Below are 13,093 nucleotides of genomic sequence, written 5' to 3'. Positions count from 1 at the left end.
GGGTCTGTCACGCGCATGGAAGGCGCAGAACAGCAGGTCAGACGCACGCTTGGGAAGATCGCACAACATGGCGTGTGAGACAGATGTGAGACGTTCCACCGACACGTCCCGCGCATGCGATCCTCGGATACACCAAGAAGGGGCCCCTCGCCTGACTCCACCGGGCGAGGGGCCCCTTTCTGCGTTCTGCCCAACTCCACTGGGCAGACGCTTAGTCGTCCAAGTCGTACTCCGAGGAGAGTTCGCGGCCGGCGCCGAGGTAGTCGACGGCGTATTCGGTCGGCTCGCCGTTCTGGTCCCAGTAGTGGTTGATCACGGCGAGACCTTGCGTGCCTGGTTCGACGTCAAGGTGGGGTGCGACGTCCTCGGGGGCCTCCCGGAGAGTCACCGTGTCTCGTCGGCGGACGACTCGTCGGCCGGTGCGGTCTTCGATCAGCCCGAACGTCATCTTCGGGAGCGGGGCAGGCTCGAGGAACTCCGGGGCCTGGTCAGCGATGGCGGCAGAGATCCACGTCGTCGACACCGTGACGACGCCCGCACCGTCTAGATACCGGCGTCGGCGTCGCGCCACCTCGGCGCCGGCCTCAAGGCCGAGGGCATCCGCGACTTCCTGGGACGCCGCTTCCCGCACGGCGTCGAGGATTTCGACACGCTCTGTGTCTCCCAGTGTTGCCCCGCCGGCCTGCAGCTTGGCGAGCCGGTCGGCGCCTGCAGTCAGCTTCTTCGGTTGGGTGACGATGGTTCCGACGCCCGGCGTCGCCGTGGCGTAGCCCTCCGCTCGCAGCACGCCAGGGACGCGCGCGGCCGTGGCCCTGCTGACGCCCTCGGTTTCCATGATCTGACTTACCGAGGGGACGCGATCGCCCGGCTGCAGCTCGCCGCTCTCGATGCGGGCAATGATCTGCGCCGCGATCCGCTGATACGGGGGCAACCCCTCACGGTTGCGCATCGTATGAACCTCCAAATTCTAGAACGTTCTGGAATACCTGTTGACCCTGCCGGGTGTTCTAGAACATCGTAGGTGCATGCCCGGTCCGCTCAACAGAGCAGGCCGAGCCAGACATGCCAAAAGCCCTGACGGGCTCGGTGCGCTAACACCGAGACCACCCCGCCAGGGCCCGCATCCAGAGTGAGGCTCATAGATGCAATCTCAGGCTATCTCCCCTGCGCAGGCGCAGGAAACGGAGCGCGCAAAGCCGCTTCACGTCAAGGACATCGCCCGCGCCACGGGTTGGTCGAAGGCCACCGTTTACGCCGAGATCGCGGCGGGCCGCCTCTCCCACTACCGGGTCGGTACGGGACGAGGCAGCATCCGCGTCTCACGGGCCGTGTTCGCGCAGTACCTCGCCGACCGCGGCATCCCCGCCGCAGAGCTGGCGGTGGAGCTGTGACGATCATCGACCGCCTGCCGCAGATCGCGTCCGACGCCCCGGTCCCGTACACCGTCACCGACGCGGGCAACCGCGCGGCCGACCTCCCCGCGATCCAGCCCGGATACCGCCTGGTCCCCGCGCTGATCGGGACGCGCTCCGCTCACCAGCTGGCCTACATCGAGTGCGCGAACTGGTGCACCGAGGACCACACCGAGTACCCGTACATGCTGGACGACATCGCCCACCAGGGCGACGAGGCGCACGTGTCCGTCCCCAGCTTCGACAACGCCTTCGGTGTCGCTCACTGCCTGAACGCGCGCCTTTACAGCGACCCGGCATCGAGCGACCCCCGCATGCGGGCCGCGCACATACTCGCCGACGACGACACCCCGCTGCAGGCGCACCTGACCGAGGAGATGGCCGACCAGCTGGCCGACGATTTCGCCGCGTTCGCCGCGCACCTGCGGCGCCTCGCCCGGTCCGCGCGGCTGGCCAACCAGACGGCCGGCGGTGCCGAGTGAGCGCGCTCTCCGACGAGGCGGGCGTGCTGCTGGCTGCGGTGCTGGAGGCGATTGACCTCCCGCACCCGGCCACGGTCGGCGACACCGAGGGGCACGACAAGGTCCTGAACGACCGGGTCATGCACCTCGTGGTCGCTCTGAAGTCGATCCGCGACAACCCGCGCCAAGACGTCGAGTGGACGCTCGACTACCTGCGGGAGCGGCTGGCCGAGCACCCGACGGACGGATACCGGGCGTGGGGTGAGCCGTCGTGAACGTGCCCCGCACGGTGGTCGTCCGCACGCAGGACCACGGCCACATCATGATCCCCGAACCGCATTGGTGCACCGGCGAACACCCCGTCGAGGGGTACCGCGTCGACATCACGCACCAGGGTCCCGAGGTGCCGCTGAACCTCTACTCGGAGCGCGTGCAACAGGAGCGGGAGTTCCTGACCGCCTACCTGGTGCAGCGCCCGTTCAGCGACTTCCCGGCCACGGCCGTCGAGTTCGGCGGGGTCGACTTCTTCGAGTACGACTCGGCCGGCCTGCGGGACGTCGTCGACGCGCTCATCGTCTACGCCCTCGGCCACCTGCCTGCGCTCATCCGCCAGTTGGAGCGCATCGAGACCAAGGGCGACCCGGCGTGACGGCCCGTTGGCCCGTCCGTCGCCCCACCGAACATGCCGCGCTGCGGCGGCTCGACAAGTCGCAGCGCCCCCTTCCCCACGTACCTGCCCTGATGGCCGCGCTGATCGTCGCGAACGATCGGCGTGACCGTGAGGGCGTCTGCCTGGCCGCGCACCGCACGGTGCGCGTCGCCGCCCCGAAGGAGTTGGGCGAATGAGCACCACGACCCTGGCCCGTATCCCCGCGGACGCCTCCGACGAACTGCTGCGCAAGCTGCACGTCGAGGCCGTGTGGAACGTGCCGATCGCCGAGCGGCGTACCTGCCCGGAACACCTGAACTGGCGCGACCGCTGCGCCCACCTGCACGAGCAGGGGGCCGCGTGAACTTCGAACGTGACGCACTGGGATGGGCCGCCATGGCGGCATCCATCGCGGTCACGGCACACGGGGAGTGGTCGCTGGCGGTCGCCAGCGGCTACGCCCCCGTCGTCGCGGCCGGTCTCCCCATTGCCATTGACGCCTATGCGATCCGTGCCATGCGGGCCGGTCGGGAGATCTTCCCTCCCGTCCTCCTGATGGTCGCGACGAACGCGGCGGCGCACCTGCTGAAGGGCGGCATGCTGACGGTCGCTCCGTGGCTCGTCGTCCTCGTGTCCGCGATCGCTCCCGTCGTCCTGTGGCGGGTGCACGCGCTGCACCGACACGAGGCAGCCGCCCCTGAACCGCAGCCGGTCGAGTACGAGCAGGCGCCTGCCGCCGAGCCCGTACCCGAGACCAAGCCGGAGCCTGCCCGTCCCGTACCCGTGGCTGTACCCGAGAGCGCGCGGCTCCTGCCGACTTTCGAGTGCCGCGGGGAGTTGCAGCGGGCGCTGCGCAACGAGCGGCCCGCCCTCGTACCCGCAGCCGAGCACGCCCGTACCCGGCCCGAAGTACACGCCGAGTACGTACCCGAGCCGCCCCACGACGACGACCCGCTCACCGAGGCGGGGCTCAACGACGCCGCCGAGCAGTTCAGGACCGAACTGCTCGCAGGCGACCTGCCGCCCATCCGTGAGATCAAGGCCCGGCTTCGGGTCGGGCAGAACCGCGCGAAGGAAATCCAAGAGGCGTTCCGCCAGGCCCTCCCGCAGCTGACCGGGGCGGGGGCGACGTCGTGAGCGCGTCCAACCTGCCTGCCCAGTATCGCCGTTACGTCGAGGTCGTCGACGAGCAGCCGGTGACCGGGCCCGTTGAGCTGTACGGCGAGCGGGAGGCGGTCGTGTGGGTGCCCGGCGCCTACGGCGGCATGGTGCCCGTCCGTAAGTCGCAGGCGCCGGCGCCCGTGCAGCTGGCGGTCCCGCGCGACCTGGCCCCGCATCCGGTCCTGGACCCGATCGCTCAGCGCCTGCTCGGCGCCGGCGCCGGGGGCGGACTCCTGCTGTGGGGCGGCGGGAAGTTCCTCGCCGGAGCGGGCGACCTGATCGCCAGCCTTTCCGGGGGCGGCGCCCTGCTGTTCTTCCTGGCCCTGGCCTGCGCCCGCGCCGCGTTCAGCGGCCGTGGCGGCGGCTCCTACGTGCGCCACGAGCAGCACACCCACGTCCACCAGAAGTGGCTGGGCCGCACCAACATCCACAACCAGTAGGGGGAATCGTCGTGCCCAGTCGTACCCGTACCCGCCGTGCTGCCGCGGGCGTCCATACCGTCAAGATTCCGCACCAGCGCGGACGCGGCTCCGAACAGCTCATCGTCGTTGTCCCGCCCCGCCAGTCGATGGCCCGCCGCGCGGGTGGCCGTCTGGCCGTCGCCGCGTGGGAGTACCGCCAGGCCCTCGCCCCCACCTTCGCGGCCGTGCTCGCATTCAACCTGGCCGCGCTCCTGCACGTCCTGGCCTGGTGGTCCGGCCTGATCCTGGCCCCGGCCGCCCTGGCGCCCGTCGTGGCGCTGGCCATCGTGCAGCGCCGGCACCCGGTCCGCGGTGCCGCGCTCACCTGGCGCATCGGTATCGCCGCAGCGTCCACCTTCACGGCCGCCTGGCTGGCTCTCGCCGCCACGTTCGGCCCGCTCTTTGGCTCGCACGCCAGGCCGCTGTGCATCGTGTGGCTGCTCGCCCTGATCGGCGCTCAGACCACGTGGCCGCTCGTCCGTCGTACCCACTGATCAGGGAGTTTTCATGGCTCAGCGCACCAACGGCCGACGTCGGACGGCCGACACCAACCCCTCGGACAAGGGCAACAAGTTCGTCAACGTCGGGGCCGCCGCTGGCGGATTCGCCGGAGGCGTCGCCGGGGGAATGGCCAGCACCTTCACCCCGCCCATCAACATCAACATCAACCGTGGGGGAGGCGGTGGCGGGCACCGCGGGTCGCAGTCCCTGCTGCCCGCCCCCGAGTTCAACTCGCCGGCGCAGGTGCGGAACTACTGCAACACGGTTCGAGCCGCGGGCGTGACGCTCTCCATCGAGGTGTCGATGGCTGCCGAGATCCTCAAGGGCGTACTCGGGGCCGTACCCGACCCGGAGGGACGCGCGTTCGGTTCCAAGATCCGGGCCGCGAAGGTCGCCCGGAAGCTGAACCGGTCCGCCGACGCGCTGCGGGCCGCCGCGAAGAACGCTGCTGCCGCGTACTCCACTTTTCAGCAGGAGTACGAGGAGGAGATCAACCGGGTACGCCACCGTGCCCGTAAGCCGCAGCAGCCCGTCATCGACTGGGCTCAGCAGTAGGAGGGAGGTACGACCATGGCACACCAGATCACCGACCGAGACGGGCAGATGTACCCGCTCGTACTTCCCGGCGACGCCTCGGGTACGGGGGGTACGGTCCGCGCCTACCTCCTCAACCGGGCCAAGCCGCACCTGCCGCCGTGGCTCACCGTGGCGGGGCTCGGTTTGACGGGCGGGGGCGCGAACCTGCTGTGGGACGGGTCGGCCGCGGCCGGCGTCGGCCTCACCCTGTCGTCCGTCGCCCTGACGGCCGCCACATGGTGGGCGGGCCGCTCGACGAGCGCGCAGAGGCGCCTGCACTCGGCCGTGACCGTGGCCGCCAGCTCCAGCTGGTTCACGGCCGCGGCCCTGGCAGGCCCGTTCACCGGGGCCATTCCGCACCTGTACCTGATGGGCGGCGCCTCGTTCGCCCTGTCGTGGAACGTCCGCCTGATGCTGCGCACCTCCGACCCCGAGGGCGGGGGCGGAGACAAGGGCCTGCTCGCCAAGGTGGGCCTGGCCCGCGCCCAGCTCGGCGCCGGCCAGGTCGAGCCGAACCGCGTCACGGCACCCGTGACGCTCGCGGCCGGCGAGCAGACTAACGACGACGTCGCCAAGGCGTTGCCGCAGCTGGCGTCCGCGCTCGACGTGCCGCGCACCGCGGTGCGTTACCGGCCCGACCCGGATTCGGAGCGCCGCGGGGAACTGGTCATCGTCCCCGAGGACATGCTGCGGTACGTCGTCGAATGGGAAGGGCCCTCGAACGCGGGCGGCTCGATCGCCGACCCGCTCGTCATCGGCCGCTACGACGACGGCTCCCCGCTGCTGCTGTGGCTGCCTGGCGACCCGGAGGCCAAGCGCAACAGCACGCACGTGTTGATCGCGGGCGGCACCGGATCGGGTAAGGGCGACACTGCCTTGAATCTGCTGACCGAGATCATGTCTCGCCGTGACGTCGTCGTCTGGTTCTCCGACCCCAAGGCGTTCCAGGACTTCGGCCCGCTGCGGCCAGGAATGGACTGGGGGGTAGAGGGCGGCGCCCCCACGGAGATGATGGTGGAGGCCATCAAGGCAGCCATTCCCGCCCGTACCCGGTGGCTCGGCGCGCACGGCTACCGCCAGTGGACCCGTGCGGCTGCCGAGCAGCAGAACGATCCCAAGCACTCCTGCCACAAGGACGGCACCGCGTGCGGCTGTGCGGGAATGCCCTTCCTGGTCACGTGGATGGAGGAGGCCGCGAACACGCTGCGGTACCTCGGCGACAGCGCCTTTACGGGCATTGCCCAGGAAGCGCGCTCGGCCGGTATCGCCCTGGTCGTGTCGCTGCAGCGACCGTCCTACGACCAGATGTCGACCAGCACCCGCGCGTCCCTGCCGTCCGTCATCGCGCTCGGCTGCGCCGCAGACGATGAAGGGTTCTGCCTCCCCGACGAGGTGCTCGCCGCGGGCGCCCACCCCGGAGCGTGGGGCAACCGCCGGCCCGGCTACTGCTACGTCGTCTCGCCCGGCATCGACGAGGACCGGTATGCGTCACCGGGGCGAACGGTGCACTTCCCTGAGCGAGTTGTCCCGATGCTCGAGGTGCTGGCGGACTGGGCTGCCCGCAACGGCGCCAGCCCGGACCCGGTCACGGCCAAGGCCGCCGAGCGCGTCGTCGGCCGCGCGTACACGGAGCGCAAGGGCGGCGAGCAGCTGCAGGAAGACGAGGACGACATGGACCAGGGCCCGCTCGTCGACCCCGAGGACGTCGACGTCGAGGAGGAGAACGAGCTGCCGGAGCCCCAACCGGGCGACGACGCCCCGATGTTCGACCAGGGCGGCCGTAAGCCGGGACCGGAGGAGGCGCGCCAGCTGTTCGCCGCAGCCCTCGAGGAGTTCGAGCGGAACGGGCAGATGGTCGTCGGCCCGAAGGACTTCAACGACTGGTGCGAGCGCAACAAGCTGTCTCGCCCGTGGGTCTCTGCACGGCTCACGGAGGCGTACAAGGACGGCCGGTTGAAGGAGACCAACAAGACGGGCCGCTGGCGGATCGTGCCGACCCTGACACCCGCTGACGCCTGACACCGTCAGGGCCGCGTGACACCCAACCCCCTAGGCAGGCGCAGGTGTCACGCGCCCTGACAGCGGCGGCTGACAGCTGCCCTGACGGTCGCTCCGGTCTCAACTACCGGCGCCCGTAAGCCCGATAGATCTTTACGTAGCTGATCGCTTGTAGTACGCTGCCCGGCAATCGACAGAGAATGTCGAGCTGCTAGCCCCAGGCAGTAGGCAGGTTCACCCAGGTGGAGAACCCCTACTGAGTAAGGCCAGCGGTGCCACCCAGGAGGTTCCCAAGGCGCCGGGCAGTGCGTGATCCAAGACGGATCGCGTCACGTGCTCGGCGTTCGCGTTTTCTAAGGGACCTTCCATGGCACGGATCTTCTCCGGCCCCCGACTCCGCAACGCTCGGATGTCGGCCGGCATCTCTCCCGAACAACTCGCCATCAACGTTGGCCGCTCGTTCTACTCCATCCGCGAGTACGAGATGGGCCGCGTCACTCCCAGCGTCGCCACCCTGGCCGCCATTGCCGACACCCTCGGCACCTCCGTGGATGCCCTCCTGACCGAGGAGGCCGCCAATGCCGCGTGAGACCCCGGCTAGGCCGACCCTGGCCGAGATCCGCAAGTGGCCCGCCACGGTCAGCATTCCCAAGGGTGCGCTCGCACTTGGGTGCAGTGCTCGCCACCTCCAAGAACGAGTTCGCTGCGGGGACAGCCCCGTAAAGACGCTTCCGTTCGGCAATCGCAGCGTCGTCATCACGGCCGACCTGCTGCGTCTGCTGTCCGGTGAAACCCAGGGAGCAACATGACCCTGAACAGCAACGAACCCCGAGAGTCCCTAGCTCCCGGGGTTCGTGAAAACAACGCGGTAGTCGCGGACTCCATCGTGCCACACGGCACTGACGACGCGCACCAGGGCGACGGCCTGTTTGCGGCCGACCCACAGACCCCCATTGCCCGACCGCTCGTACTCGTCACCCGCGGACGCGTCGAGTTCCTGGGGCGCTGCCCCAACTGCCAGAACATGCACCGGCACACCCACCTCGGCAAGGTCACCGGCCCCTGCGGCGCCAGGTACGAGCTGCAGCCGAAAGCCAAGCTGAAGGGGGCGGCATGACCAACCACGACAAGGCTCGCGCGAGCGGCCACCAGGCCCTCGACTGGGGCTACCGCGGGATGCCGCTCAGCCTCAACAAGACGCCGATCATCAAGTCTCCGCACGAGAAAGGACATCGCTGCCCTGGCATGTCCCACTGCGGCGCCCCTGGGCACGGTGTTGGTGACGCGACTGACGATCACGCCACTTTCGACTGGCTCTTTGACCAGGCCCCCAAGGCTGTGGGCTACGGAATCGCCTGTGGCACGCGCCTAGTTGGGATCGACCTCGACCGCAAGGGCAATGTCGACGGCGTCGCGACGCTGAACCAGCTGGCCGACCGCCACGGCTTCGAGGTTCCGCGCACGACGACCGTGTGCACCCCGTCCGGCGGCTTCCACCTGTGGATGTCTGTCGAGGGCGGCACCCTCGTACCGAACTCGGTCGGCCGCCTCGGTCCCGGCATCGATGTCCGCAGCACCCGCGGCTACCTCGTCGGGCCCGGCAGCACCGGCCGCAATGGCGAGTACGTCCTGCACCCCAAGGTCGGATACATCGAGCCACAGCCGATCCCCGAGCAGTTGCTCGCCCTCATGCTGCCCGCGCCGGCGCCCGCCCGCCCCCAGCGTCGTCAAACAACCACGCCCGGCGCTGCGGGGCGGGCCATCGACGGGCTCGTGAACGTCGTCCTCAACGCCCCCGAGGGCACCCGCAACGACCGTCTGTACTGGGCTGCCGCGAAGGCGTGGGAACACGTGCGGGACGGACATGTCGCCGCTGCTGACGTCGAGGGTGCGCTGATCGAGGCGGCTATCCGGATCGGTCTCGGCGCCGGCGAAGCCGCCCGCACCGTCGCCTCTGCAGGGCGGGGGGTGGCCGCGTGAGTGAGGAGACGACTGAGCAGGCCGCCGAGGAGTGGACGGACAACCGTCTCGTTCCCGAGGGCGTGCGTATGCCTGCCGGATACAAGATCAGTTACAGCGGGGTGTGGGTCGAAAAGCAGGTCGCCAAGGACACCTTCGTGGACGTCCGTATCGCGTGGGCGCCCCTGGTCATCAAGGCCGTGTACGTCGACCCCGTGGGCGACCAGGCCGTAGAGCTGGCGTGGGTCGACCGCGGCCAGGTCGTCACCCGCACCGTGCAGCGCTCCATCGTGCGCCGTGGCCGCATCCTGGTCGCGACCCTCGGCGACGCCGGCCTGCCCGTCATCGAGGCCGACGCCAAGCTCGCCGAGCGGTACTTCGCCGCGTTCGAGTCCATCAACCAGGGCAAGATTCCGCGCGTCCACCTGGCCCGGCAGTTGGGCTGGCAGAAAGACGGCACGTTCGTCACGGCGCAGGACACCCCGCACCGCGTCGAGGTCAAGTTCGACGAGCAGAAGCCTGCCCTGGCAGCGCACGCCCCCGAGGGGACGTTCGAGGGCTGGCAGGCCGCGGTGAAGCTGATGGAGGTGTACCCCGCGGCACAGATGGCGGTGTACGCCTCCCTGGCGGCCCCGCTGCTGGAACTCGTCGGCATCAACTCGTTCACCCTCGACATCAGCGGCCGGTCCACGCGTGGAAAGACCACGGCGGCCGGCGCGGGCATGAGCGTGTGGGCAGACCCCAGCGAGAGGGCCGACGGCATGTACTCGTGGCGTACCACGATGCTCGCCGCCGAGAAGCGCCTGAACCTCGTCAACGGCCTGCCCGTCGTGTTCGACGAGACCAAGCTCGTGCGCGACCCCGAGATGGTGCACGCCCTGCTGTACTCCATCCCGAAGAACCACGGGCAGGCCCGCGGCGGCGGCTGGCCGTCCGGTCTCCCGTGGCGAACCATCATGATCTCGACCGGGGAACAGTCCGTCCTCACCTTCACGACCGACCAGGGCGCCGGCGCCCGCGTCCTCACCGTGAAGGAAGCCCCGTTCGGCACCGGCGGACCCGAGTCCGCCACGGCGGCCGTCGAGGTACGGGACGGCTGCGCCGAGCACTACGGCACGGCCGGACCGCGGTTCGTCGAGAAGCTGCTCGAGGCCACAGCAGGGGACGGGAAGCGCCGCCTGGTCGCCAGGCACAAGGAACTGACGGAGGCTCACCGGTACGACAGCGACATGTCCGCCCGACGGGCGCCCCTCGTGGCTGCTCTCGCCCTCGCTGCGGAAGTCGGCAACGAGTGGGGCATCGTCCCCTTCCCCGCGCCGCCTATGTCCGTCTGGCAACGACTGTTCGCAGTTGCGGACCAGACGGACAACCGCGGCGAGATGGCGCTCGACGTCGTCCGTGAGTACGTCGCTTCCAACCGGCGCGCCCTGTGGTCGCCAGGCGTCGGCTACGACGCTCCGTCCTTCGGATGGATCGGCCGTGAGCTCAGCGTGGACGGTGTCCCGTCGGTGGGACTGCTGGCGCAGAAGCTCAAGGAAGCACTGAGCAGGGCCGGTTACGAGCTGGAATCCGTCATCCCCAGCTGGCGGGAGGCCGGCGTACTCGTCGAGAACCCCGCCTACCGGCCGCCCTACCTCGCCAAAAAGAAGATGAGCGGCACCCAAGTACGCCTCTACGTCTTCACGCCCGACGTGTTCGCCGCACCCGACGACGAAGACGGAGAGTGACATGACCTTCCAGTCGCACAGGAAAACCCTCCCTCTCTCCGACCCAAGTGCGTACCCCCCTCCCTTACGGGTAACGCCGCAGGTCACCGCCCATCCGTCAGGGGTACGCAGCGATGCGTACCCCCCGAGAGCACAGCCAAGGGGTACGCACGGCCGCGTACCCCCACGCGACAGAGCATCACCGCAGATCAGAGCACACGAGACACCCCCGCCAGCAGGGGGTACGCAGTTGGGCTCTCAACAGAGCCCGAATATCTGCCGCCCGCCCCAGCATCATCACGCCCAGTAAGGAGCCACACCATGGCTAAGACGACAGCCGCCGACATCCGCGCCGCCCGTGACCGCCAGCTCGCCACCATCCGCGGCCGACGCGACCTCAGCAACGAGGCCCGCAAGGTGGCCATCGCCCGTACCCAGCAGGCAGCCGAGCAGCAGATGCAGGGACTCCTGCAGGAGGAGACCGAGAAGTACCACCGCCAGCGCAACTTCCTCGAGCGGAAGCTGTTCGGCGGCGAGGACTCCACCGGCTACAACGCGCTCAGCGCACGCGACGCCCGCGAGAAGGCCGCCCAGCTGTCCGACCCCCGCGACGCTCAGGCCGCCTTCAAGCGAGCCCAGCGCGCCGGCGACACGGACATGGTCAAGGCCATCGCCTCCCACGCCGCAGACCAGGCCGGTGTGCACCTGCTCGGCCAGGCCTGGCAGCCCATCGTCCAGCAGTACGCCGAGTCCAGCCCTGGCAAGGGCGACACCTACGACGAGCTCGCCAACCTGCAGAAGCCCAACACCGGAGGCGACTGGAGCTACGCGCTCGACACGCCCTCCGAACTCGGCAGGCTCACCACAGCACAGGTCACCCAGCTCGCCGACTCCGACCTCACCGTCTACGGCGACGGGCCACAGGCCGCCTGACTCCCACAGACCCGACGTCAACGGCATCGAGCGAGCTGTCGAGGCACGACTCGAACCGATGGTGACGAGCAGTAGAAGACCTCTCTTCGGGCAACTGCACTGACTCACCAGCGTCGACGCGGTCCGGCCGGCCCGAGCCCGTAGCCGCCAGCCGGCCGGACCGCACCCCTACCCCACCCCCTACCGGGGGCAGGGGTGGAGGCCAGCACAGGGCAAGGCACAGGACAACGCGAAGGTCACAGACCAAGCGAAGCAACATCACAACAGAGATCAACAACTCAATCGATCAACGAAGTTGAACAACATCAAGAACAAAGCTGATCAACGAAGTTGAGCAACATCGACAACGACGCGAGACGAGCGAGCGAACATCGCTCGCCGCCCTCGACCGGACACCGGGAGACGCGGTCAAGCGTCGGTCGGATCGGTAAACGATCAGGCCCCTGACCAGGGGGAATGCCCCTGACCAGGCCTTTTGTGGGATCGGGGCCGTATACCTGTCGCCTGTCGCTGCGACGCAGAAACGTTGGATTTACCAAGGAGGTCGACCCGTGTCGGACGACGAGAACACCCCTCCACCGGCCCCTGAAGGGCTCGGGGAACGGGGGCTGAGGCTGTGGAACGACACCCTCGAGAAGCTGGAACTCGACCCCGACGAGCTGCTGTTGCTGGAAGAGGCGGCCCGACTGGCGGACGAGCTCGACACGATGGGCGCCGCCCTCGACGAGGGAGACCTGCTGTCGAAAGGGTCGCGAGGACAGCCGGTCGCGAACCCGCTCATCCGCGAGATTCGTGGGCACCGTCTCGCGCTGTCGCGCATCCTGCGGCAGCTGGGAGCGACCAGGCCCGGCGAGGACGACCAGGAGCGGCTCACACCGTCACAGCGCGGCCGTAAGGCGGCGCTGGCCCGGCACCACGGAGACCGTGCGCTTGCGCCCGTCCGTCCGATGTGGTCACGGCAGGGTGATGCGTCGTGAGCCGGCTGCGGCGGACTGCGGTCCGTGACGAGGTGCCGCCGTACATCTGGAAGATGGAGCCGGACCGGTACCGGGACGCGGCGGCGAGCTACCTCGAGAACCATCCGGATGACACGTTCTGGGCTGCGATGGCCGTGTGGCGGGCCTACCTCACGGAACGGCGGGAGTGGCTGCGGAGCCACGGCGTTCCCCGACGCGTCAACGGCCGCGACATGTTCGGTACGCCGCGCCCTCCGGTGGCATGGGTGCGGTCGACGTTCGGTACCTCCGAGGCGCGGTGGCCGTCGTGAGCCGACACA

19 protein-coding genes are annotated in these 13,093 nt (G+C 69.3%); 18 read left to right on the top strand and 1 reads right to left on the bottom strand.

Features of this window, described 5'->3' with window-relative positions; translation table 11 throughout:
- Positions 1-211 precede the first annotated feature (211 nt).
- Positions 212-949 carry a GntR family transcriptional regulator gene (locus tag OHA73_RS09000; RefSeq protein ID WP_327654788.1) on the bottom strand — a complete coding sequence of 246 codons (738 nt, stop codon included), beginning with the start codon at positions 947-949 and terminating at the stop codon, positions 212-214.
- 193 nt (positions 950-1,142) lie between these two features.
- Between OHA73_RS09000 and OHA73_RS08995 the strand changes: the two genes are divergently transcribed.
- The 18 genes from OHA73_RS08995 to OHA73_RS08910 all read left to right on the top strand — a co-directional run bounded on the left by OHA73_RS08995 (position 1,143) and on the right by OHA73_RS08910 (position 13,084).
- A complete protein-coding gene (locus OHA73_RS08995; protein WP_327654787.1) occupies positions 1,143-1,391 on the top strand; it encodes a helix-turn-helix domain-containing protein in 249 nt (82 codons plus the stop codon).
- The gene (locus tag OHA73_RS08990) at positions 1,388-1,894 is read left to right on the top strand and encodes a DUF6907 domain-containing protein (RefSeq protein ID WP_327654786.1); all 507 of its coding nucleotides are present in this window, start codon (positions 1,388-1,390) and stop codon (positions 1,892-1,894) included. The genes OHA73_RS08995 and OHA73_RS08990 overlap by 4 nt, the downstream gene beginning before the upstream one ends.
- Entirely contained in the window at positions 1,891-2,148 is a 258-nt protein-coding gene (locus OHA73_RS08985) for a hypothetical protein (protein ID WP_327654785.1), read from the top strand. The genes OHA73_RS08990 and OHA73_RS08985 overlap by 4 nt, the downstream gene beginning before the upstream one ends.
- A complete protein-coding gene (locus OHA73_RS08980) occupies positions 2,145-2,522 on the top strand; it encodes a DUF6907 domain-containing protein (protein ID WP_327654784.1) in 378 nt (125 codons plus the stop codon). Before OHA73_RS08985 ends, OHA73_RS08980 begins: the two co-directional genes overlap by 4 nt.
- The gene (locus tag OHA73_RS08975; RefSeq protein WP_327654783.1) at positions 2,519-2,719 is read left to right on the top strand and encodes a hypothetical protein; all 201 of its coding nucleotides are present in this window, start codon (positions 2,519-2,521) and stop codon (positions 2,717-2,719) included. Before OHA73_RS08980 ends, OHA73_RS08975 begins: the two co-directional genes overlap by 4 nt.
- Positions 2,716-2,886, top strand: coding sequence for a hypothetical protein (locus OHA73_RS08970; RefSeq protein ID WP_327654782.1), 171 nt, complete (start codon positions 2,716-2,718; stop codon positions 2,884-2,886). Before OHA73_RS08975 ends, OHA73_RS08970 begins: the two co-directional genes overlap by 4 nt.
- On the top strand, positions 2,883-3,659 hold the full coding sequence (locus tag OHA73_RS08965; protein ID WP_327654781.1) for a hypothetical protein: 777 nt from the start codon (positions 2,883-2,885) through the stop codon (positions 3,657-3,659). Before OHA73_RS08970 ends, OHA73_RS08965 begins: the two co-directional genes overlap by 4 nt.
- A complete protein-coding gene (locus tag OHA73_RS08960) occupies positions 3,656-4,123 on the top strand; it encodes a hypothetical protein (RefSeq protein WP_327654780.1) in 468 nt (155 codons plus the stop codon). The genes OHA73_RS08965 and OHA73_RS08960 overlap by 4 nt, the downstream gene beginning before the upstream one ends.
- An 11-nt stretch (positions 4,124-4,134) precedes the next feature.
- Positions 4,135-4,638 (top strand): hypothetical protein, encoded by a 504-nt coding sequence (locus OHA73_RS08955; RefSeq protein ID WP_327654779.1) that lies wholly within the window; start codon positions 4,135-4,137, stop codon positions 4,636-4,638.
- Between the two features lie 13 nt (positions 4,639-4,651).
- On the top strand, positions 4,652-5,200 hold the full coding sequence (traA, locus tag OHA73_RS08950) for a plasmid transfer protein TraA (RefSeq protein ID WP_327654778.1): 549 nt from the start codon (positions 4,652-4,654) through the stop codon (positions 5,198-5,200).
- A gap of 15 nt (positions 5,201-5,215) precedes the next feature.
- On the top strand, positions 5,216-7,240 hold the full coding sequence (gene traB / locus OHA73_RS08945; protein ID WP_327654777.1) for a plasmid transfer protein TraB: 2,025 nt from the start codon (positions 5,216-5,218) through the stop codon (positions 7,238-7,240).
- Positions 7,241-7,586: 346 nt separating this feature from the next.
- Positions 7,587-7,808: a helix-turn-helix domain-containing protein gene (locus tag OHA73_RS08940; RefSeq protein ID WP_327654776.1), complete on the top strand. Its 222-nt coding sequence runs from the start codon at positions 7,587-7,589 to the stop codon at positions 7,806-7,808.
- A gap of 297 nt (positions 7,809-8,105) precedes the next feature.
- On the top strand, positions 8,106-8,336 hold the full coding sequence (locus tag OHA73_RS08935; RefSeq protein WP_327654775.1) for a hypothetical protein: 231 nt from the start codon (positions 8,106-8,108) through the stop codon (positions 8,334-8,336).
- Positions 8,333-9,199, top strand: a complete 867-nt coding sequence (locus OHA73_RS08930) for a bifunctional DNA primase/polymerase (RefSeq protein ID WP_327654774.1) — start codon at positions 8,333-8,335, stop codon at positions 9,197-9,199. The genes OHA73_RS08935 and OHA73_RS08930 overlap by 4 nt, the downstream gene beginning before the upstream one ends.
- Positions 9,196-10,905: a DUF927 domain-containing protein gene (locus OHA73_RS08925; protein ID WP_327654773.1), complete on the top strand. Its 1,710-nt coding sequence runs from the start codon at positions 9,196-9,198 to the stop codon at positions 10,903-10,905. Before OHA73_RS08930 ends, OHA73_RS08925 begins: the two co-directional genes overlap by 4 nt.
- 300 nt (positions 10,906-11,205) lie before the next feature.
- Positions 11,206-11,817 carry a hypothetical protein gene (locus OHA73_RS08920; protein WP_327654772.1) on the top strand — a complete coding sequence of 204 codons (612 nt, stop codon included), beginning with the start codon at positions 11,206-11,208 and terminating at the stop codon, positions 11,815-11,817.
- Between the two features lie 551 nt (positions 11,818-12,368).
- Positions 12,369-12,794 carry a hypothetical protein gene (locus OHA73_RS08915; RefSeq protein WP_327654771.1) on the top strand — a complete coding sequence of 142 codons (426 nt, stop codon included), beginning with the start codon at positions 12,369-12,371 and terminating at the stop codon, positions 12,792-12,794.
- The gene (locus OHA73_RS08910; RefSeq protein WP_327654770.1) at positions 12,791-13,084 is read left to right on the top strand and encodes a hypothetical protein; all 294 of its coding nucleotides are present in this window, start codon (positions 12,791-12,793) and stop codon (positions 13,082-13,084) included. Before OHA73_RS08915 ends, OHA73_RS08910 begins: the two co-directional genes overlap by 4 nt.
- Positions 13,085-13,093 lie beyond the last annotated feature (9 nt).

This window comes from Streptomyces sp. NBC_00483 (assembly GCF_036013745.1).
Classification (GTDB): Bacteria; Actinomycetota; Actinomycetes; order Streptomycetales; family Streptomycetaceae; genus Streptomyces.
Note: the sequence above shows the minus strand (reverse complement) of the source record. Positions and strands in the feature narration are given on the sequence as shown.